This is a genomic window from Thermococcus aegaeus (assembly GCF_055393685.1).
In genome coordinates this window covers 1,222,384-1,241,174 of sequence record NZ_AP042464.1, presented here as the reverse complement: position 1 = coordinate 1,241,174, position 18,791 = coordinate 1,222,384, and the positions used below count along the sequence as shown (strand labels likewise).

General features: G+C 41.7%; 18 protein-coding genes, 1 tRNA gene, 1 pseudogene and 1 CRISPR repeat array (1 of these 21 running past the window's edge). Of the genes and pseudogenes, 11 read left to right on the top strand and 9 right to left on the bottom strand.

Going from position 1 to position 18,791, the window contains the following annotated elements; all coding sequences use genetic code 11:
• A CRISPR array of direct repeats spans positions 1-1,158; the repeat unit is 30 nt; unit sequence GTTCCAATAAGACTTTAGAAGAATTGAAAG; it reaches 629 nt to the left of the window's first position.
• 45 nt (positions 1,159-1,203) lie between these two features.
• A complete protein-coding gene (locus ACZ5NL_RS06730) occupies positions 1,204-2,178 on the top strand; it encodes a bifunctional N(6)-L-threonylcarbamoyladenine synthase/serine/threonine protein kinase (RefSeq protein WP_464841521.1) in 975 nt (324 codons plus the stop codon).
• Position 2,179: 1 nt separating this feature from the next.
• Here ACZ5NL_RS06730 and ACZ5NL_RS06725 read toward each other — a convergent pair whose 3' ends face one another.
• Genes ACZ5NL_RS06725 through ACZ5NL_RS06695 form a run of 7 tightly spaced genes read right to left on the bottom strand, consistent with a single transcriptional unit; the run spans position 2,180 to position 11,618 of the window.
• Positions 2,180-3,013: an NAD(+) kinase gene (locus ACZ5NL_RS06725; protein ID WP_464841520.1), complete on the bottom strand. Its 834-nt coding sequence runs from the start codon at positions 3,011-3,013 to the stop codon at positions 2,180-2,182.
• Positions 3,014-3,017: 4 nt separating this feature from the next.
• Complete coding sequence (locus tag ACZ5NL_RS06720) at positions 3,018-4,031, bottom strand: flippase-like domain-containing protein (RefSeq protein WP_464841519.1); 1,014 nt, start codon at positions 4,029-4,031, stop codon at positions 3,018-3,020.
• On the bottom strand, positions 4,031-5,182 hold the full coding sequence (locus tag ACZ5NL_RS06715) for an NOL1/NOP2/sun family putative RNA methylase (RefSeq protein WP_464841518.1): 1,152 nt from the start codon (positions 5,180-5,182) through the stop codon (positions 4,031-4,033). The genes ACZ5NL_RS06720 and ACZ5NL_RS06715 overlap by 1 nt, the downstream gene beginning before the upstream one ends.
• Before the next feature lie 8 nt (positions 5,183-5,190).
• Complete coding sequence (locus tag ACZ5NL_RS06710) at positions 5,191-5,703, bottom strand: DUF3201 domain-containing protein (protein WP_464841517.1); 513 nt, start codon at positions 5,701-5,703, stop codon at positions 5,191-5,193.
• 48 nt (positions 5,704-5,751) lie between these two features.
• The gene (locus tag ACZ5NL_RS06705) at positions 5,752-6,639 is read right to left on the bottom strand and encodes an LEA/WHy family protein (RefSeq protein ID WP_464843368.1); all 888 of its coding nucleotides are present in this window, start codon (positions 6,637-6,639) and stop codon (positions 5,752-5,754) included.
• Between the two features lie 33 nt (positions 6,640-6,672).
• Positions 6,673-9,375, bottom strand: a complete 2,703-nt coding sequence (locus ACZ5NL_RS06700; RefSeq protein ID WP_464841515.1) for a COG1361 S-layer family protein — start codon at positions 9,373-9,375, stop codon at positions 6,673-6,675.
• The gene (locus tag ACZ5NL_RS06695; protein ID WP_464841513.1) at positions 9,372-11,618 is read right to left on the bottom strand and encodes a hydrophobe/amphiphile efflux-3 (HAE3) family transporter; all 2,247 of its coding nucleotides are present in this window, start codon (positions 11,616-11,618) and stop codon (positions 9,372-9,374) included. Before ACZ5NL_RS06695 ends, ACZ5NL_RS06700 begins: the two co-directional genes overlap by 4 nt.
• An 84-nt stretch (positions 11,619-11,702) precedes the next feature.
• On the opposite strand from ACZ5NL_RS06695, the gene ACZ5NL_RS06690 reads away from it, so the two are divergent.
• The 9 genes from ACZ5NL_RS06690 to ACZ5NL_RS06650 all read left to right on the top strand — a co-directional run bounded on the left by ACZ5NL_RS06690 (position 11,703) and on the right by ACZ5NL_RS06650 (position 16,901).
• Positions 11,703-12,233 carry a GbsR/MarR family transcriptional regulator gene (locus tag ACZ5NL_RS06690; protein WP_464841511.1) on the top strand — a complete coding sequence of 177 codons (531 nt, stop codon included), beginning with the start codon at positions 11,703-11,705 and terminating at the stop codon, positions 12,231-12,233.
• A 33-nt stretch (positions 12,234-12,266) separates the two neighbouring features.
• Positions 12,267-12,773 carry a CDP-2,3-bis-(O-geranylgeranyl)-sn-glycerol synthase gene (locus ACZ5NL_RS06685; RefSeq protein WP_464841509.1) on the top strand — a complete coding sequence of 169 codons (507 nt, stop codon included), beginning with the start codon at positions 12,267-12,269 and terminating at the stop codon, positions 12,771-12,773.
• 60 nt (positions 12,774-12,833) lie between these two features.
• Positions 12,834-13,103: a ubiquitin-like small modifier protein 1 gene (locus ACZ5NL_RS06680; RefSeq protein WP_464841508.1), complete on the top strand. Its 270-nt coding sequence runs from the start codon at positions 12,834-12,836 to the stop codon at positions 13,101-13,103.
• Position 13,104: 1 nt separating this feature from the next.
• Entirely contained in the window at positions 13,105-13,803 is a 699-nt protein-coding gene (locus ACZ5NL_RS06675; protein ID WP_464841506.1) for a ThiF family adenylyltransferase, read from the top strand.
• Positions 13,793-14,236 (top strand): molybdenum cofactor biosynthesis protein MoaE, encoded by a 444-nt coding sequence (locus ACZ5NL_RS06670; RefSeq protein ID WP_464841505.1) that lies wholly within the window; start codon positions 13,793-13,795, stop codon positions 14,234-14,236. The genes ACZ5NL_RS06675 and ACZ5NL_RS06670 overlap by 11 nt, the downstream gene beginning before the upstream one ends.
• A 94-nt stretch (positions 14,237-14,330) precedes the next feature.
• Positions 14,331-15,299: an SPASM domain-containing protein gene (locus ACZ5NL_RS06665; RefSeq protein WP_464841504.1), complete on the top strand. Its 969-nt coding sequence runs from the start codon at positions 14,331-14,333 to the stop codon at positions 15,297-15,299.
• Positions 15,300-15,304: 5 nt separating this feature from the next.
• Positions 15,305-15,793, top strand: a complete 489-nt coding sequence (locus ACZ5NL_RS06660; RefSeq protein ID WP_464843366.1) for an adenosine-specific kinase — start codon at positions 15,305-15,307, stop codon at positions 15,791-15,793.
• A 40-nt stretch (positions 15,794-15,833) separates the two neighbouring features.
• Positions 15,834-16,394 carry an XTP/dITP diphosphatase gene (locus ACZ5NL_RS06655; protein ID WP_464841502.1) on the top strand — a complete coding sequence of 187 codons (561 nt, stop codon included), beginning with the start codon at positions 15,834-15,836 and terminating at the stop codon, positions 16,392-16,394.
• Positions 16,395-16,448: 54 nt separating this feature from the next.
• Positions 16,449-16,901: an Lrp/AsnC family transcriptional regulator gene (locus ACZ5NL_RS06650; RefSeq protein ID WP_464841500.1), complete on the top strand. Its 453-nt coding sequence runs from the start codon at positions 16,449-16,451 to the stop codon at positions 16,899-16,901.
• Positions 16,902-17,010: 109 nt separating this feature from the next.
• Here ACZ5NL_RS06650 and ACZ5NL_RS06645 read toward each other — a convergent pair.
• Positions 17,011-17,152 (bottom strand) — tRNA-Trp (locus ACZ5NL_RS06645).
• A gap of 226 nt (positions 17,153-17,378) precedes the next feature.
• Between ACZ5NL_RS06645 and ACZ5NL_RS06640 the strand changes: the two are divergent.
• Positions 17,379-17,714: pseudogene (locus tag ACZ5NL_RS06640) on the top strand (ATP-binding cassette domain-containing protein); the annotation flags it as partial.
• Here ACZ5NL_RS06640 and ACZ5NL_RS06635 read toward each other — a convergent pair.
• Positions 17,703-18,791, bottom strand: coding sequence for a VIT1/CCC1 transporter family protein (locus ACZ5NL_RS06635; protein WP_464841498.1), 1,089 nt, complete (start codon positions 18,789-18,791; stop codon positions 17,703-17,705). The pseudogene ACZ5NL_RS06640 and the gene ACZ5NL_RS06635 overlap by 12 nt on opposite strands.

Below are 18,791 nucleotides of genomic sequence, written 5' to 3'. Positions count from 1 at the left end.
TTGAAAGATCCCTCGACAATATCTCTAAGGCCCGAATCCTCAAGTTCCAATAAGACTTTAGAAGAATTGAAAGTTGCTATGTTGAGAGTTTCCTCAAATGGGTTTGAAACAGTTCCAATAAGACTTTAGAAGAATTGAAAGTCTGCTCGACAGAGAGCAATAATATCATCTTCTTTGAGTTCCAATAAGACTTTAGAAGAATTGAAAGTTCCTTAACACTTGCAGTTACAGTCATCGCAATTCTCAGTTCCAATAAGACTTTAGAAGAATTGAAAGCGTCACTGCAGCGGCGAGGGAGGGCTTCACGGTGCTGGTTCCAATAAGACTTTAGAAGAATTGAAAGTCTGCTCGACAGAGAGCAATAATATCATCTTCTTTGAGTTCCAATAAGACTTTAGAAGAATTGAAAGTTCCTTAACACTTGCAGTTACAGTCATCGCAATTCTCAGTTCCAATAAGACTTTAGAAGAATTGAAAGCGTCACTGCAGCGGCGAGGGAGGGCTTCACGGTGCTGGTTCCAATAAGACTTTAGAAGAATTGAAAGTCTAAGCAAAGCTTATATAACACTTCATACTATATAGGTTCCAATAAGACTTTAGAAGAATTGAAAGATGCTAAATGTTGGGTTATCCTCATCTCCTTTAAGTACGTAGGTTCCAATAAGACTTTAGAAGAATTGAAAGTACCCAATGCAATTTAGGAAAATATTGGGCAAAAAAGTTCCAATAAGACTTTAGAAGAATTGAAAGTGAGGAGGACAATTGAGGGATTGACTGTTATATCCCACGTTCCAATAAGACTTTAGAAGAATTGAAAGAGTGTTTGGCTGTAATGACACGTTGCTCGTTAAGACCGGTTCCAATAAGACTTTAGAAGAATTGAAAGCGTTGGAGGGAGGATGAAATAAGAAATGTGATACTCGCGTTCCAATAAGACTTTAGAAGAATTGAAAGTTCAATTACGCCCTTAACTAGCTCCAGCTCCTCACTTGTTCCAATAAGACTTTAGAAGAATTGAAAGAGAGATAAGCACGGTGGAAGAGTTAGCTGGGAGGATAGGTTCCAATAAGACTTTAGAAGAATTGAAAGCTACAATTACTGCACTTCTAGCTGTTATTGCATTTACATGTTCCAATAAGACTTTAGAAGAATTGAAAGATCCAATGAACAACACTTTTAAATCCTCATCAAATACTCCTTTTGATGATAGCATTAGGGATCGAAGGAACAGCACATACACTTGGCATAGGAATTGTGACGGAAGAGAAAGTTCTCGCCAACGTATTTGACACTCTCACAACTGAAAAAGGAGGCATACATCCAAAGGAAGCCGCCGAACACCATGCAAAGCTTTTAAAGCCCCTTTTGAAAAAAGCCCTTAGAGAAGCCAAAATTGATATGGAAGACATGGATGTAATTGCTTTCTCTCAAGGGCCCGGGTTGGGGCCGGCTTTGAGAGTCGTAGCAACGGCTGCAAGGGCTCTAGCCATAAGATACAACAAGCCCATTGTTGGAGTCAACCACTGCATTGCCCACGTGGAAATTACAAAGATGTTTGGAGTAAAAGACCCGGTTGGTCTTTACGTAAGCGGGGGCAACACTCAAGTGTTAGCTTTGGAGGGTGGTAGGTATAGGGTTTTTGGAGAAACCCTCGATATAGGCATAGGCAATGCCATAGATACTTTTGCCAGAGAGCTCGGTTTGGGATTCCCAGGGGGACCTAAGATAGAAAAGCTCGCTCAGAAAGGAGAGAAATACATCGAACTCCCCTATGCAGTTAAAGGCATGGACTTGAGCTTCTCTGGAATTTTGACAGAGGCTGTTAGGAAGTACAAGACCGGAAAGTATAAGCCAGAGGATTTGGCGTATTCCTTCCAAGAAACGGCCTTTGCCGCTTTAGTTGAGGTTACTGAAAGGGCTGTGGCACATACTGGAAAAGAGGAAGTGGTTCTTGTAGGAGGAGTTGCCGCTAATAACCGCCTGAGAGAAATGCTTAGAATAATGTGTGAGGATAGAGGTGTGAAATTCTTTGTTCCCCCATATGACTTATGTAGGGACAATGGAGCGATGATAGCCTATACCGGCCTGAGAATGTTTAAAGCCGGCATAAAGTTTAATCTCGAAGAAACAATAGTCAAGCAAAAGTTTAGGACTGACGAAGTAGAGGTAACATGGTAGCTTAAAACTTCTTCTTTATCTTTAGGGTGTATTTTGGATAGATTCTCTTCGAGAACCTTACAAACTTTGTTTTTCTAGGAGATTTCTCAATTCTTATTCTCAAATGGGGAGGTAGTTGAGTGTAAAACTGCCCATCAACGGTGAGAATAATTTCTCTTTCCGTCAATACCTCTATCTCAATCGAGGAAGAGTCTGGTACAACAAGAGGTCTTGCAGTAAGGGCAACTGGGGCTAATGGGACTAGAAGAATGGCGTGCAAGCGAGGATCAACTAAAGGACCACCAGCTGAAAGGGCGTAAGCGGTTGAACCGGTGGGGGTGGAAATTATTAACCCATCAGCCCTTATCTCCTCGGCAAGCTCTCCATCGATGTAGTATTTGAGATGAGTTATCTTGCCAGGAATTCCAGTTAAAACTACAACGTCGTTAAGTGCGTCCGGTATGTTGTTAAAGCCTTCAACAAAAGTCCTGATTTTCATCCTCTCATCTATAAAATAGTCCCCCTCAAGAACCCTCGAAATTGCAAAAAAAGTTTCAGCAGGCTCAACTTCAGCCAAAAAGCCCAAAGTACCCATGTTTATTGCCAAAATGGGGACATCTTTAGGAATTTTGTGCTCCACCCTCAAAACAGTTCCATCCCCTCCAATGACTATCATCATATCCACATCCATTTTCTCGAGGGGGATCACATCTTCAGGGGAAAAATGGGGAAAATTTTCATGGGCTTCTTCATCAACGTAAACCTCGTAATCGCTCACTTTGAGAAAGTCATATACCCTATAGGCAAGCTTTAAAGCCTCTTCACGATCTCTTCGAGCGGCTATCCCAAACTTCATGATCTCACGCTCTACCCTTGCTTAGCTTTGTACCAAGATAAACGCTCAATCCTCCTCCAATAATTGTTGGTAGCCAGAAGGATATAAACCTATCTAAGATCGTCGCGGTAACGGCCAAGCTCTTATCAATTTTCAGGCTGAGATAGAGGGCCGAATTAACCGCCTCCGTTATTCCAACTCCTCCGGGAAGGATGCTTATCATCCCCAGGGCAATGCCGGCCATTTGAACCATTAGAATTTTTTGTATCTCAAGTGGGTATCCGATACTTTCAAAGACAAAATAAGTCCTAAGGAGCATGAATACCCATAGGGCTAGGGAATAGAATAAGGTCTTGCCCAATACAATGGGGTCTTTGGAAAGCTCCAGGAAAGTCTTTCTAAAGTCCATTATGGATTTCTTAAGCTTTTCTTCAAGCGTTTCCTCTATTCCTACAAACTTTTCTGGAAATATACGTTTTATAAGCGCCGCTATTTTGTTAAGCACCCTAAAGGCCAAACTCTCATTCAAAGAAATCAAGAGGCTTATAATCACTATCAAAAGAAGCACTGCTGTTGAGATGGAAAGAACAGAGAGCAGAAGCTTTACCTTTAACGAGAGGGCATACTTGAACGCAACAAGGGTAAAAAGCAGAACTGGGATAACATCCAAAATCCTATCTGCCATTATAGTTGCAAAAACCTGGCCATAGCCGCTATTGGACTTTTTGGTTATCACATACATTCTGGCTGGCTCCCCTCCTGCCCTAGCACCGGGAGTTAGGTTGTTCGCGAATATTCCAACCATAGTGGCCATTATAATGTCTCTTATTCGAACCCTCACTTCGGCTCTTTTTAGAAATATTCTCCATCTAAAAGCCCATGCAAGGGTTGCGAGAATCTGCATAAGCAATGCCAAGAGAAAATATTCCAATTTAGCCTCCATCACAAGCTTCAACGTTTCTTCTATCCCCGCCCACCATATAAGGGCTATTATAACTCCAATTCCAACAAAGATCATGAGAGAGTTCCTTTTTTTCATCAGCTCACCTTCCTTAGTTTTGCAATGAAGAAGCCTTGAGTGAGGTGCTTATGAGGGTAAAAACGTTGTACCTCCCTTATTCCCAATCCTGGTGAGCCTATAAAAATTTTCTGCTCCTCGAGCTTTAGCCCCTTCTTTAGCATATACAGCACATTCCCTTCATTTTCTTCGTAGCTTAAGGTGCATGTGGAATAAACGAGCACTCCACCTTTTCTAAGGCTTTTTATTGCAGCGTTTATGAAATGTCTCTGGTATCTTGCCGTTGCTTCAATGTCCTTTGGTGTTCTGCTCTCCCAGAGCTTTGGTCTTACCCCTAGGGCCGTGCATGGAGCATCCAAGAGAATTTTATCGGCCTTAATTCCAAGATCCGGCAGATTCCTCGAGTCCATTTGAATAAGTTTAACATTTTTCACCCCAAGTCTAGCGAGTTCTTTCTCCATTTTAGCAAGCCTGTTTTTTGATTTGTCTATTGCTATTATTTCTCCCCTGTTTTCGAGGAGTTGTGCTATGTGAGAAGTTTTCCCTCCCGGAGCAGCTGCCATATCAACTATAAGGTCTTCTTCCTCTGGTTCCAAAATGTGAGCAACGAGCATAGAAGGAAGGCTCTGGGCGTAGAAGTAGCCCTTTTCATAGGCTTTTAATTCGTTCAGACTTGGCAGCTTGAATTTAGGGAGGGTTACTTCAACGGCTATTCCCCTCGTGGATACAATCATCTCCTTAGCATTCATCCTCGCAATTCCTATACCCACAAGAAGTCCTTTTGGATCTCTGATCTGCACTTCATCCCCTTCTTTTATCCCCTTATCGGCCTTTAGTACACCTGGAGCATAGAGCTGAGCACCCTGGTAAACGCTCTCCGCTGCAAATTTATTTGCAACAACTTTTGGTAACTTGGGCTCGTAATCATCAGGAAAATTCGGCCCTTCCCTCTCAAAATATATTCCTTCTTCGAGGTATGGACTTCTTTTTGGTTTTAACCCTTCTCTTCTAAGCTCTTCTATGAGTTTCTGCCTGCTTATCTTAAGCGTGTTGACCCTTATGTAATACTTCTCTACCGGCTCCCTCAGCTTTTTCATTATCTCCTCCGCTTCACTTCCAAAAAGGCTGTAATAGTACCTTTGTAACTCTTCTGGGAAAGCTTCCCTGTACATGGAACCACCTAAAGCTCGAGGACTTTATACTTCTTTGCCAATTCTATAAATTCAAAGAGCTTCTTCTCAACATCTTGGCCATCTTTGGCCTCAACTTCAAACTGAAAAACCTGCTCTTGACTTGTTTCTATCTCCCCATAAACTTCATCGGGGTTTCTGGGGAAGTGATGATTGTAAATATCCTCCAAAAAGTTCTCCGTCCCATAAATATAACTCTGCGGAAATTTTTTGAGAAACTCGACGACAAATTCTTTGGTTATTTTTTCCTTAGGAATTCCAAAAACGAAATAAAAGCTTTGAATTGTCGCCCCTACTTCTCCCTGAGGCTTTATCTCAAAAGCAGGGTGTGGGTAGAGCATCTCTCTCCATTCACCCTCAAGAAAGATATATGCATTAAAGACCTCTTCTACCGGTTCGACTTTAAAGCCAAGGGGTTTGAGCTTTTTTCCCAGCATCTCGTTTAACTTAAAAATCTCACTCCAGATTTTGTTTAGATGATTGTGAATTTCAATCATTTTCATAATTCCCACCTCTAAGGAAAAATAGAAGGGAAAATTTAAAGGTTTAGGTCATCTAAGAATCAAATTCAATTGTTCGATTATGTTCGTCTCAACCCTCTTCTTGATTTCTGGGAGCGGCATCTCTATTTCTCGGTTGAGCACCTTCACAGTCAGGGTGAGCTTTAAGGTTACCTCGCTTCTCTCTCCCCTCTTTATGTGTTCTGCAATTACCTTTGGAAGGATGTTTGTATCAACTATCGTTCTTATTTTTGCCGTCCCCCTGGCATTTGCTGGAATTATGACTTTCTCAAGGAGTTCCCCTTGTGCTACTTGATATCCATTGGCATCTATATAATATTTGACCCCAAAAAGTGGCAGAGGGAAAGGATTAGGATTGTAAAGCTTTACATCGCTTAAGATCTCAATTCCATTTTCATCAATTTTTCCCCATTTAGATGGCATCCCTTCGACTGCAGGAGTCTTGATCAAGTCCCCAGAGCTTTCTATCGTTATGTTGCTGATATAGGCCAACAAGTCAGTCTCGAGTGGCTGCGAGAAACTTCCCCTTATAATGGGGATGCCAAATATTGAACCCCTTACTTGTATCTCAATATCACTCTGCTCCCCATTTCTTATGTGTTCCTTTAGGGCTTCAACGATCTCTCTGTTTTTGAGTACAAGCACTCCTCTTGCACTGTCCTTTAAGAATCCAATTTTTAGGTCTTTCAGTGTGCCCACCTTTATTCCTGCCCAGTACAAATCTGCTTCCTTAATATTTGCCGAGACTGGAAGAGACTTACCAAAATATACTGTTACGTCAAGTTCGATCGTGTTCTCATCAACATATCCCCATTCGGCTCTTATTTGGGGGGTTAAAGTAATTAGCGTATAACCCAAGTAAGCTACCCAAAGAAACACAATGAGTCCTATTACTCCAAGTATCTTGCCTATTCCCATAGCTCCCACCTAAAAATTGAAAGAATTAAAAGCTTAAAAGGGTTTGCCACCTTTTTTCCCTCTCCAATACGTCCATAAGATTACTACTAAAGCTAGAATCCCAACAAGCACTCCAACGGTTCTCAGGTTTCTTTTTGTATTTGTATTTTCTTTAACGGGAACCGTAATTGATTCCTCAAAGACGTATACATTGTCGTCTCCACTTTCCTTATCGCCAACTGCCCTTATCCTTACCTGAATCACATAATCTTTGGGGATGGCATTGTTTGCTATACTTAACTCCAAAACGCCTTCCCCCTCTTTGCCCGGATCAAGAGTTCCAATGTAATCGGATCTTTTTGATAGTGTAAAGGGCTGATCAGCTTTTACAACGCCTTCTATTATCACATTCTCAGCCTGTTCCCCGCCGATATTCTTGACCTTTATGTACAAGAGTACTTCTTCACCCTGCATAGGTGTTTTATCAAAACTGACTTTCTCAACAGTTATTTTTGGTTTTTCATTCACTATTATCGGTACCTTGATTATGTCCTCCCTAGCATTGCCTGACGAGTCCTTGTATTCTATTTTTACTGGAATCTCATATGTTCCTCCTTTTGCCCCCTCCTTGACGTTTACTTTGAAGCTAGCTTTTGCTGAGTCTCCTTGTCTTAGGGTACCTAGGTTTATTATTTGCTCGCTTGTTTCACTTAACTCAAATGGGTCCTCAGGCATTGGTTTTAGAATTACATAACGAGCACTCCCACTACCGATATTCTCTACTTCGAAGTTTATCTCTACGTTGTTCGTTCCAGCCAAAACCCTGCTCGGAGATGTTGAAACCTTTGAAATTATAATATGCTCCCTGCCGAGAATCGGCACACCAATTAACCTATCGTCCGTTAGCTTTTCATCATTTGGCGTGCTCAGATACTCCAGCGAAACCTTTAGGGGGTAGATACCGTTTTCAAGTCTTTCATTTGCTTTTAAGCGAAACTCAAAAATCTTCTCTTCTCCTGGACCCAATTTGGATAAGTACTTTATGTTGTCCTCCCCAACAGGCAGGAAAGCATCAATGTTCTCCCTAGCGAGCTGTTCCATTATTTGGTTTATAGCAACTTGGAGGTTTTCACTTATGCTTTGACTTCCCTGTATCGGGAGATTCTGAAGAGAGGAGAGATCAACTTTTGTAACTTCTCCGGGGACAGTTACTTCACTTGGCTCTATTCTGAAGGAAAAAGCTCTTGCCGTCTCATCCCCAACGTTTTTCACTTTTACTTTAAGCACAAACTCGTCTCCAGGTTCTATTGCTTTCGGATCCATTTCAACACTCTCAATTTCAATAAAGGCTTGATTTCTTCTCACAACTTGGATTGAAAAATCAAATGTTTGCTCTCTTTGATCCTTTGAATCACCGCTGTAGTACGAAACCTTCAACCGCATCGGATAGCTTCCAGTAGAGGCATCTTCACTTACGTGAAGTCTGAACGTATACTCCATAACCTTGTTGGTGTTTATTACATAAGTAAAGTGCTGTTTTGTTGTGTTATCGATTAATATAGCCCCATTCTGAAATTCTAGTGATGGTGAAAGATCAACTAGAACCTCCTTCGCAGGCTCGAAGCCAAGGTTCCTAAGACCAATGGTTATCTCAAAATCTTCCCCTGGGTGAACTATTTCCGGTTTTTCAATACTCTCTACCTCAAAAGTCGCCTCTCCCTCTCGAATTACAGTTATAGAGAAATAATCAAAGCCTTGCAGCATTTGCAGATTCTCTCCCCTCTGCACGTGATATGCAAGTGAAATGTAGAGAGGGTAAATACCCGGATCAATGTTTTCATTTATCTTGAACTTGAATTCAACAACTTTCTCTTCTTTTCCATCCAAATACTCTATGTACCTCACCGCACTATCTACAGGCAAAAGAACACTCTGCACAGCTCCGCTTTGGGATGCAACTTGAGCTATTACCTCACCTGTCCCTCCCCCCGAGGGAGCAAAAGAAACAGGGGTTGGAGACACAACTACCGTGATAAACTTTGCTTTTAAAGCTCCCTCGTTCTTTATATGAACTTTGACAGTAATTTCATCACCCGGCCTAACTTTCTTCGGAGTTTCAGCCCATGCCGTGAGATATGCTGGTATCATCGAGGCTTTCCACTCAGAAGGACCGCTTATGCTTATTCTTGCACCATTTGGATAAATCTGAAGGGCAGTAATGGATACCTTTTCCCCATCAACTTCAACTTCTACGGTCTCATTTTCGCCTATAAGGGTTATATTGGGGTAAGTGATCGTCATGAGAAGGTCTTCTTTTGAGATGCCCAATTCGGGATGCTCTTCAACAGTCTTGAACACCGCATCTACAATCTCCTCTTGGGATGCATTGCTAAGCCACAAATAGAATTGAGCAAGCTCTATGGGATTCGTTGTGTTGTATCCGAGAGTTTCTGCCATTGCGTAGAGGAATGTAGTGTTTGTGAGGAGCCCTTGTATTTTTTCTGGATTGGGGACCTTAAAAGAGGTATAGTTCATGTTAAGTACCTTGTTGTCTTTTATAATGAGTATCATAGCCTTGTACTCGTTTTCTATATAATCCTTCTGGACATCCTGGAGGACAACTACAAGGGGACCTACAAGTATTGAGTCGCCTTTGTTGAGGTAACCCTCAAAGAGAAGCTCTTCCTCAGCCATAACAAGATTAAAACTGCTCATGACAATCAACAGCCCCAATATAAGTCCAAAATGTTTTCTCATCTTCCCTCACCTCTTATCTTTTTTCCATAAAACAGCTGGAGTAAAGCAGGTGTTACCGTGAAAGCGGCAAACATTGAAGCGAAGATTCCTATGGCCAAGGTCTTTCCGAAGTCGTGTATTGCAGTGAGCTCTCCACTAAGCAAAGCTAAAAACCCTCCAGCTGTTGTCAATGCTCCAACCAAGATTCCAGGGCCAACTCCTTCAAGGGCGGAGATTATGGGATATGGGTTGCCCTCTCTAAGTTCTTCCAAAAACCTGTGGGTAAGGTGCATTCCGTAGTCAACTCCAAGACCAACTATCATCGAAATAACCCCAGCTAAAGTTTGAGTGAAAGGTATGCCTGCGAGCCCCATGTAGCCAACGGTCCAAAGGGCACCAAGGAACATTGGCAGTATCATTGCAATTGAAACTAGCGGCCTTCTGAAGAGCAGTATAACTACCAGCACAACAAGAATGCTACCATAGGTGGATATCTTGCCGAGCTCTTGATTTGTAAGACCATCTAAAACGTAGTTCAAGTACAAATCTCCAGCAGGTCTTATCTCAACTCCTGGAGGAAGGTCTGCACTTTTTGCCTGCTCTTCAAAATAGTGCATAATAGCCCTAAAGTCGTCCGGTCTAACCCCGCCGAAGTTACCCCTTACTTGGATTAGAGTCATCGAGTAGTCTTCATTTATGGGAGCTCCTCCCTCTTTTATGGCTTCTTTTATTTTTTCCCTGTCTTCGGGAATGTAGCCGTATTTTCTGACAACTACATCCGCTATGCTGTTGGTCTCAAAGACATTGTTGTAATGAGAGTCAGCAAGTATCTCCTGCTCAAAGCGGTATATGTCCCTCACTATTGTTGGATCCCTTACGTCCTCTGCCTTCACTATTAAATTCACTTCATCCTGGCCACCGAATTCATATCTAACATCCTTCATAGCCTCAATTTCAGGTATACCTTCGGGGATCATTTTCTCAAGTCTAACCTCCGTTGTTACCTGAGTTAAGCCATAAAGAAACACAAGAGTCATCAGAGACACAATAAGCAGAGTTGTTTTCGGATGCCCCTTAATGATCCTGCCAAGGATGTTAAAGGATTTAGCAACAAAACCTGAATGGGCTCTTATCTCAGGAACTTCGTGTTTCCCCTTGATTTTCTTTACAATATCCTCGTAGAGCATTATAAGCGAAGGAGTTATTACAACCGCGTTTATGGCTGCCAAGCTGAGACCCATTATTAAGACAAAACTCAGCCTCCGAAGAGAGGGCAAAACAGATAGACCTAATGCAGAAAATCCAGCTATGGTTGTCAGAGCTGCCCCTAACAAGGCTTTCCCCGTCTCTGCCACAGCTTCTTCTGCAGCCTCTTCAATACCTCTACCCTTTTTCCTTTCCTCAAAATAACGGTTGGTTACGTGAACACCGTAGTCAATACCCATTCCAACTATCATTGCCCCAACTACGGTAGTTACCATGTCTATTGGAATCCCAAGCAGTCCCATAAAACCAAGAGTCATCGTTACACCAAATATCAGAGGTATCAGAGGAAGCATTGCCCTAAAAACAGACTTGTAGAAGTAGATTAACAGAAAAGCCACGAACAGGAAGGCAATTACCATTGTCCTATTTAGATCACCTTGAAGCATTCCCAGGATCCTATATGTGATTCCAATTGTTCCAGTTTGAATAACTTCCACATTTTTTGGAAACCTTACCTCATTTATATCCCTCTCAATGTCCTCATAAACCCTCCGCACCGCTTGAGAGCCAGAGCCCGCTGTAAGAGTAGCTATTATAATGGTTGTTCTATAATCAGAGCTTATCAATCCCTGTAGGGCTTCTGGGGGTAGAGTATTCAAAACAAATCTAGCTTCCTCTTCGTTTTCAGGCAACCTGCCAAGAATTTGAATAAAAACGTCCGCAATGCTTGTTGTATCCGTTACGTATTCATGGCTCCTTAAACGCTCCTCGAGTTCGTAGATTGACTTTATCACCTCGGGGTCTCGAATATCATAAACCCCTCCCTCTTCAATGGAGGCTATCTTGACAATTATAAGCGCAGAGTCTCCACTTTGAAACTCGTTTTGGAGTGTCAAATAATCTCTCACCGCCGGCAAATCCTGGGGGAGCTGTTTAGTAAGGTCGCTTTCGAATTCCAGCAGCTGCACTCCGTAACCAGAGAGAATCAGTAAGAACAAGGCTATCAACGAAAATGCCACCCTGTATTTTACTATTATTCTCGCGAGCGTCTTAAGCATTATCTCACCTCTGAACTTTCGGAACTTTCCGAAAGATTTATAGCCTTCAAGTCTTAAAAACCTTGTGGAGATGGGGGTGTAGGCATGGGTGTTGAGGAAGCTAAAAAGATCATGATGGAGCACTTTGCAAATACCGCAAGAAAATTCGGATTAAGCGAACTCTATGGATACATATATGGCGTGCTCTTCTTTGAAGACGAACCGCTAAGCCTGGGGGAAATTGCCGAGAGAACAGGGTACTCGCTTTCTCATGTGAGTACTGCACTAAAGCTCTTGGAAAATATCGGGCTTGTAAAAAGGATCAAAAAGCCAGGGGATAAAAAGGCATATTACACAGCAATAAACAATATTCGAGAGTGGAGAAAAGAGGCGTATTATAAAAAAATAGAGGAAGATGTAAAGCAAACCAGAGAAAACCTTTTGAAAGCATTAAGGGAAGTAGAAAATGATAAAAGCGAAGAGGCAGAAAAAATCAAACAGAGGATAGAATTTGCCCTTCAGAGAAATGCCATCACAGAAAAAATCATAAACATCTTCCTGAAGAATGAAGACGAGCAAGTATTGAAAGCCCTCCTAGAATGCCTCGAAGAAAAACTAAATAGTAAAAACCCTTAAAAACAAGCCCAGGTTAATTAAGGCGGTGGTTAAATGAATGAACTGCTCGAGGCTTTGTGGTATATTCTCCCAGCGTATTTTGCAAACGCCTCTCCAGTAATTTTCAAAGGCAAAATGCCGATGGACTTTGGAAAGAATTTTATTGACGGAAAAAGGATTCTTGGTGATGGAAAAACGTGGAGAGGCTTTTTTGGAGGACTTTTTACAGGAGTTTTAATAGGGATTATTCAATATCAAATTAAGCCTGATTTTTATGGCTCGTTTTCGGTTGCCTTAAAACTTGGCTTTGCACTCTCTTTTGGGGCTCTTCTTGGAGACTTGATTGGGAGCTTTGTTAAGAGAAGGGTAGGTATGGAAAGGGGCTATCCAGCAGTTGGTCTCGACCAATGGGGTTTTTTAGTTTCTGCGCTGGTTTTAGGTTACCCAATAAAAACTCTCACAACAGGACAGGTCCTGTTCCTTCTTGTTGTAACTCCGTTCATCCATTGGGGAGCCAATGTTTTGGCATATAAGCTAAAGTGGAAGAGCGTTCCTTGGTAAGCACTTTATTTTATAACAAACCTTTTATAAAACACACCGATAATTTTAGATGGTGGGATAATGAAGGTAAAAGTGAGATATTTTGCTCGCTTTAGGGAGCTAGCTGGAACAGGAGAAGAGGAAATTGACCTACCAGAGGGAAGCAAGATAAGAGATCTTGTTGAGAAGATAAAAGAGCTCCACCCAAAGTTTAAAGAGGAAATTTTTGGTGAGGACTATGATGATAACGCAGATGTAAATATTTCAAAAAACGGCAGATACGCTTCTTTTGATGAGGAATTAAAAGATGGCGATATTGTAGCTCTATTCCCGCCCACAAGTGGTGGATGATATGTTAACGAAAAAAGAACTGGAAAGGTACGATAGACAGATCAGAATTTTCGGTGTTGAAGGACAAGAAAAGCTCAAGAAGAGCAAAGTAGCCGTTGTAGGTATTGGGGGACTTGGGAGTCCTGTGGCATATTATTTGGCCGCTGCAGGGGTAAATCTTTTGCTCATAGATGAACAACTCCCGGAACTGAGCAATTTAAACAGACAGATTCTTCATTGGGAAGAGGACTTAGGGAGAAATCCAAAGCCAATCTCTGCAAAATGGAAACTCGAACGCTTCAATTCTGATATAAGGATAGAAACCTTTGCTGGAAAGTTAACAAGAGAGAACATAGGGGAGATTCTCAAAGACGTTGATGTTATAGTTGATTGTCTGGATAATTTCGAGACAAGATATCTTCTGGATGAGTTTGCCCATAAAAAGAGAATTCCCCTTGTTCACGGAGCAGTTGAGAGCCTTTATGGGCAGGTAACTACTATCATCCCAGGAAAAACAAAAAGTCTTAAAGAAATCTTTCCCATTCCGCCAAAGAAGAAAGAAAAGTTCCCAATTTTAGGGGCAACAGCCGGGGTTATAGGAACTATACAAGCGGCAGAGGTTATAAAGCTGCTAACCGGTAAAGGAGAAGTCTTAGCAAACAAACTGCTCATTGTTGACCTAATGCACAATTCCTTTGAGGTGATCGACCTTGAAGATTAGGCTGTTTAAGAAGCCCGAAGATTTCAACATAACTGAAGCAGTTGAACTTGTCTCGTCCCCAAAAAGTGGGGGAATTGCGATATTTCTTGGAAAAGTTAGAAACGAAAGCCATGGCAGGAGAGTTAAAAAGCTCATTTATGAGGCCTATGAAGAAATGGCGATAGAAGAAATGAAAAGAATCCGAGAGGAGGCACTAAAAAAATTCCCAATAGTAGACATGGTCATATGGCACCGTTATGGAGATCTTGAAGTTGGAGAGAACACAATTCTCATAGTAGCCGCTGGAAAGCACAGAAAAGAAGCATTTGAAGCATGCATATGGGCTGTAGATGAAGTGAAAAAGAGAGTTCCGATATGGAAGAAAGAAGTGACTGATGAAGGTGATTTCTGGATTGAAGGAGAAAAAGCAATACCCGACAAAAAGGTACATTAGGGTTACTTTTTGACTATTATTTATTGTAATTTAAAAACAATAAAAAATAGTAAAATTAATAAAGCTTATCTATTGTGTAATTAGCGGTGATCGAATGGAGATAAGTGGTAACGATGGAGCTTTTACTAAGGCTCAAAACATCGTTACCTTTGCAAAACCACCATGGGTGGAAAGAGAGCATACCGGAAAGCTCGAAAGACTCATAATACAACTGGGATCAGGAAAAGGAGAGTTTTCGGAAGTTGAAGGGATAGCAAGATCAATAGGGTGCATTGGTAACAACAAGTTTATCCTTCGGGACACCCCCATGGAACTTGAGCTGATAAAAGATGTAATACGGGAGTTCTCAATAATTTCTGGTAAAGACCTTTACCTGACAAACTACGATGATTTATCTCTTTTGGAAGATCTTTCTCGCTTCTCCGCAACACTTCCAATTGAAAATGTTTATTCAGTTGTTAGGCTTGAAGACTTCGAGAGAGTATCTTTCCCCACAAATGTAAAGCTTATTGTAGAAGCTAGATACTCCAGCAAAAATATAAAAAAGCTTCAAAGTATAGAGGAAGCTCACGCTGTACTTCTCATGATTAAAGAAAATGAGATTAAAGATATTGAAGATTTTTCGTTTCCTGGGGAAGTTTATATTGATGTCCTCTTTCCGGGCTCACTGAGAAAAGTGGATTTTGATTTAATGGAGGCTAAGAGAACATTTAAAGCCCACAGTACCTTCCATCCATGTTTAAGTGGTACTCTGGCTATAACTTGGGAAGGCTTTGCTCTCCCCTGTCCCCTTCTGCGGAATTTTGTAGTAGGGAGCGTAAAAGAGCTGAGCCTAAAGCAGATACTCAGGAAACAGAGATTGAAAAGATTTTGGAAACTAAGAAAAGGAGACATAGAAGGCTGCAAATTTTGTCCATTTAACTCTACATGTCACGATTGCAGAGCATTGGAATACTATGCCTCTGGTGACATAATGGGCCTAGAGTACTGCCCGCTAGATCATCCTCTAGGATATAATGTCCAAAAAAGTTTTATGTATGAAAAATTAAGTAATGGATGGTGATGGAAATGGTCAAAATAGAGGTTGTAGAGGTAGAAAAGCCAGAGGGGGTAGAATGCATCATCGGTCAGGGGAACTTCTCAATCTTCACCGTTGACGACTTAGCTAGGGCTCTTCTCACAGCGGTTCCCGGGATAAAGTTTGGGGTTGCTATGAACGAGGCAAAACCACAACTAACAAGATACACCGGAAACGATAAAGAACTCGAAGAGTTGGCTGCAAAAAATGCTTTGAAGATTGGAGCGGGTCATGTGTTCGTAATACTTATGAAAAATGCCTTTCCAATAAACGTACTCAATACCATAAAAAACCATCCAGCAGTTGCGATGGTCTATGGTGCAAGTGAAAACCCCATGCAGGTTATAGTGGCCGAAACAGAACTTGGGCGCTCTGTTCTCGGAATAGTAGATGGAAAAGCTGCAACTAGAATTGAGACCAGCGAACAGAAGAAGGAGAGAAGGGAACTTGTTGAAAAAATTGGTTACACTATAGATTAATTTTTTAATCTTTCATCACTTTTTTCTTTAGGTGAAAACAATGCGAATAGTGTTTGTAACGTCTAACAAGGGAAAAGCTAAAGAGGCTAGAAACTACCTGTCCCCTTTAGGCATAAAGGTTGTGCAGAAGAGCATAGAATATCCCGAGATACAGGCAAACACTCTAGAGGAGGTTGTCGCCTTTGGGGTAAACTGGTTAAAGGAGCACATAGCTGAACCATTTTTCATAGATGATTCTGGTCTTTTTATTGAGAGTTTAAAGGGATTTCCAGGAGTTTACTCAGCTTATGTTTACAAAACCCTAGGAAACGAAGGGATTCTCAAGCTCATGGAAGGAGTTGAAGATAGAAGGGCATACTTCAAAAGCGTAATAGGGTACTATGATGGAGAGCTTCACGTATTTACGGGAATTGTGAACGGAAAAATAATTAATGAGAAACGCGGCAATAAGGGATTTGGGTTTGACCCAATATTCGTACCAGAAGGATACAGCGAGACATTTGCCGAAATGGAGATAGAGGAAAAAAACAAAATCTCCCACAGAGGACTAGCTCTAAAGGAGTTTACACGATGGCTAAAAGAAAATCTTAAAAAGGATTGAATGACAATAAAAACTGATATTTTATTGAAAATTTGACAATTACGGGGGATTTGTATGGGTGAAGTACTAGATACAATTGATTTAAAACTACTAAAAGAGCTTAAGGAGAACTCAAGGGAAAATATAGCCAGCTTAAGCAAAAAGCTCGGCATTCCAAGGACAACTGTCCATTACAGGATAAAAAAGCTCGTAAACGAGGGCATCATAGAGAAATTCACTATCAAACCCAACTACAAGAAGCTCAATTTAGGAACTACGGCATTCATCCTTGCTAGGTATGAGCCTGATTCAGGACTAACGCAGAGGGAAGTCGCTAAAAGGATTGCCCAAATTGAAGAAGTTTATGAGGTTCACATAATTGCTGGAGAATGGGATCTTCTGATAAAGGTTAGGGCTCCTTCAGCCGAGGACATCGGAAAGGTTGTAATTGATAAGCTTAGAGAGATAAAGGGTGTCGGGCAAACAGTAACTATGGTTTCGTTCGTTACTGTGAAAGAAGAACCCTAAAGCGGGCGATGATTAGCGTTCTCCTTTCTGATTTTTATGATGAAGTAGCAAGAAATGAGCCTGCAAAAATCGCTTTTATTTTTAAACGCTAATTCCTACCAGAACAAATTGGTGGGGGCGCGGGGATTTGAACCCCGGTCCGCGGGTTTCTCCGGGTCAGAGCTCCAAAGGCTCATCCCCCAAATCAGCAAACCCGCTCGTCTTCACACCTCTGGAGCCCGCGATGATGGACCAGGCTACACCACGCCCCCGTCAATAACACTAAAGCCAACGCCAACTTATAAACTTTACGATGCAGTGGAGCAAACAACACGAAATTTAAACTATTTTGCTGGTTTTAGAGGAATTTACCCTAGGAAAAGAGATGCACGCCCAAGCTAACCTTTTTCCAAGGATGAGGAATAATTCTGTGCCCAAAGTGCACAGGAAATATCACGCTGTGACAGGAGAGGGATACCTAAAATTTGAAATCCTCCTCAAAAGGTAAGCATTGCCAGAGCTTTGGCTCAAGAACCGAAGGTACTTCTCCTGGACGAGCCCACAAACAATCTCGACCCAAAGAGCCAGCTTGAGGTCATGAAAATAGCCCAAGAGTTCGCAAGATCAGGGAAAGTATCAATAGCAGTTATGCATGATGTTAACTTGGCCCTACGCTTTGCTGACAGGTTTGTATTTATGAGAAACGGCAGGATAATAGCAGATGGAGGAAAGGAAATCTTAAAGCCCGAGATTTTCGAAGAGGTTTATGGAATCAAAGGACTCGTGGACGAAGTCTCTGGAATACCAGTTTTCATAGCCCGCTCAGAGAGTTGAGATGTGGAACAGGTTCTCCATCAGCCTTCCAAAGAGATAGCTCAAGAAAGCCGCACCCAGTCCAGTGGAGACCATTTCAAGGACTTTTTTCCTTATTGAAATTCCCGAAAGTATAGAGATAACACTCGCAACTATTGCCAGGGCAGTTCCGGCTAAGAGAATTGAAAAAGGCAGAGCCAATAACGAAGAAGAAGCAACAAAATACGGCAACACTGGAAAGGCCACCCCAGTTAAATAAGCCAGGCCGGTATAGAGAGCTGAACGGAGTTCATTCTCATTGCTTTCCTGCACGAGAAGTTTTATCACTGCATTTTCATTAGAAGAGAGCCTTTCTGCAACTTCTTTCGCAACCTCCTCTGGCATGCCACTCTCTAAAAGTCTCTCTATCAACTCTTCCCTCGCCCTCTCCGGAGAAACTTTAAAAAGCACTTCCATTCTCTCTTTTACACTCTCATTTACCTGCCTTTGAGATCTTACCGATATAAATGCCCCTATTCCCATCGAAAGGGCTCCAGCGACCCCAACTATCAAGCCGCTAATTCCTACAATTTTCGGGTTGTGGAGGTAAACTGCCGAAAGTCCCGTAACTGCTCCCAAAAGCTCTACAAGACCATCGTTCATTCCAAGGACAAAATCCCTTATATTTTCCACATGGAAGCGTTTCTTACTCTCGTAGAAAAAGCGCTCATGCTCAAGTTCATCGAGGATTATTTTTGAAATTGCTTCCCTCTCTTCCTCGCTAAGCTTGTATTTTGTCAGAAAGCTGAAATACTTTTGAATAGCCGAGTTTTCCCCCATTTCAAGCAGAGAAACAACAGTTCCTGGCCCCAGAAGTTTTCTAAGCAGTTTCACGGAAAAGAAACTGAGCCTGCCTATTTTTATTTTCTCAGGTTTTTCCCCTCTTTTGGCCAAAAAGTCGTGCCAGAATTTTGCATGATTAGATTCTATGTGAGATAGTCTTAAAAATTCCTCCCTCAACTTTGGATCTTTTTCCTCCCTACTCAATGAAGCATAAAGAACCGAATCTTTGTATTCATCCTCGTAAAATTTACTCGCTAATTTCAGCATTTCCTCCAT

Bases quoted from the DNA above. Each gene is read 5' to 3' on its own strand.
- ACZ5NL_RS06715 (WP_464841518.1), bottom strand. From the start codon at position 5,182: ATGTACAGGGAAGCTTTCCCAGAAGAGTTACAAAGGTACTATTACAGC.
- ACZ5NL_RS06725 (WP_464841520.1), bottom strand. From the start codon at position 3,013: ATGAAGTTTGGGATAGCCGCTCGAAGAGATCGTGAAGAGGCTTTAAAG.
- ACZ5NL_RS06690 (WP_464841511.1), top strand. From the start codon at position 11,703: ATGGGTGTTGAGGAAGCTAAAAAGATCATGATGGAGCACTTTGCAAAT.
- ACZ5NL_RS06655 (WP_464841502.1), top strand. From the start codon at position 15,834: ATGCGAATAGTGTTTGTAACGTCTAACAAGGGAAAAGCTAAAGAGGCT.
- ACZ5NL_RS06635 (WP_464841498.1), bottom strand. From the start codon at position 18,791: ATGGAGGAAATGCTGAAATTAGCGAGTAAATTTTACGAGGATGAATAC.
- ACZ5NL_RS06705 (WP_464843368.1), bottom strand. From the start codon at position 6,639: ATGGGAATAGGCAAGATACTTGGAGTAATAGGACTCATTGTGTTTCTT.
- ACZ5NL_RS06700 (WP_464841515.1), bottom strand. From the start codon at position 9,375: ATGAGAAAACATTTTGGACTTATATTGGGGCTGTTGATTGTCATGAGC.
- ACZ5NL_RS06665 (WP_464841504.1), top strand. From the start codon at position 14,331: ATGGAGATAAGTGGTAACGATGGAGCTTTTACTAAGGCTCAAAACATC.
- ACZ5NL_RS06675 (WP_464841506.1), top strand. From the start codon at position 13,105: ATGTTAACGAAAAAAGAACTGGAAAGGTACGATAGACAGATCAGAATT.
- ACZ5NL_RS06720 (WP_464841519.1), bottom strand. From the start codon at position 4,031: ATGAAAAAAAGGAACTCTCTCATGATCTTTGTTGGAATTGGAGTTATA.
- ACZ5NL_RS06685 (WP_464841509.1), top strand. From the start codon at position 12,267: ATGAATGAACTGCTCGAGGCTTTGTGGTATATTCTCCCAGCGTATTTT.
- ACZ5NL_RS06650 (WP_464841500.1), top strand. From the start codon at position 16,449: ATGGGTGAAGTACTAGATACAATTGATTTAAAACTACTAAAAGAGCTT.
- ACZ5NL_RS06730 (WP_464841521.1), top strand. From the start codon at position 1,204: ATGATAGCATTAGGGATCGAAGGAACAGCACATACACTTGGCATAGGA.
- ACZ5NL_RS06710 (WP_464841517.1), bottom strand. From the start codon at position 5,703: ATGAAAATGATTGAAATTCACAATCATCTAAACAAAATCTGGAGTGAG.
- ACZ5NL_RS06680 (WP_464841508.1), top strand. From the start codon at position 12,834: ATGAAGGTAAAAGTGAGATATTTTGCTCGCTTTAGGGAGCTAGCTGGA.
- ACZ5NL_RS06695 (WP_464841513.1), bottom strand. From the start codon at position 11,618: ATGCTTAAGACGCTCGCGAGAATAATAGTAAAATACAGGGTGGCATTT.
- ACZ5NL_RS06660 (WP_464843366.1), top strand. From the start codon at position 15,305: ATGGTCAAAATAGAGGTTGTAGAGGTAGAAAAGCCAGAGGGGGTAGAA.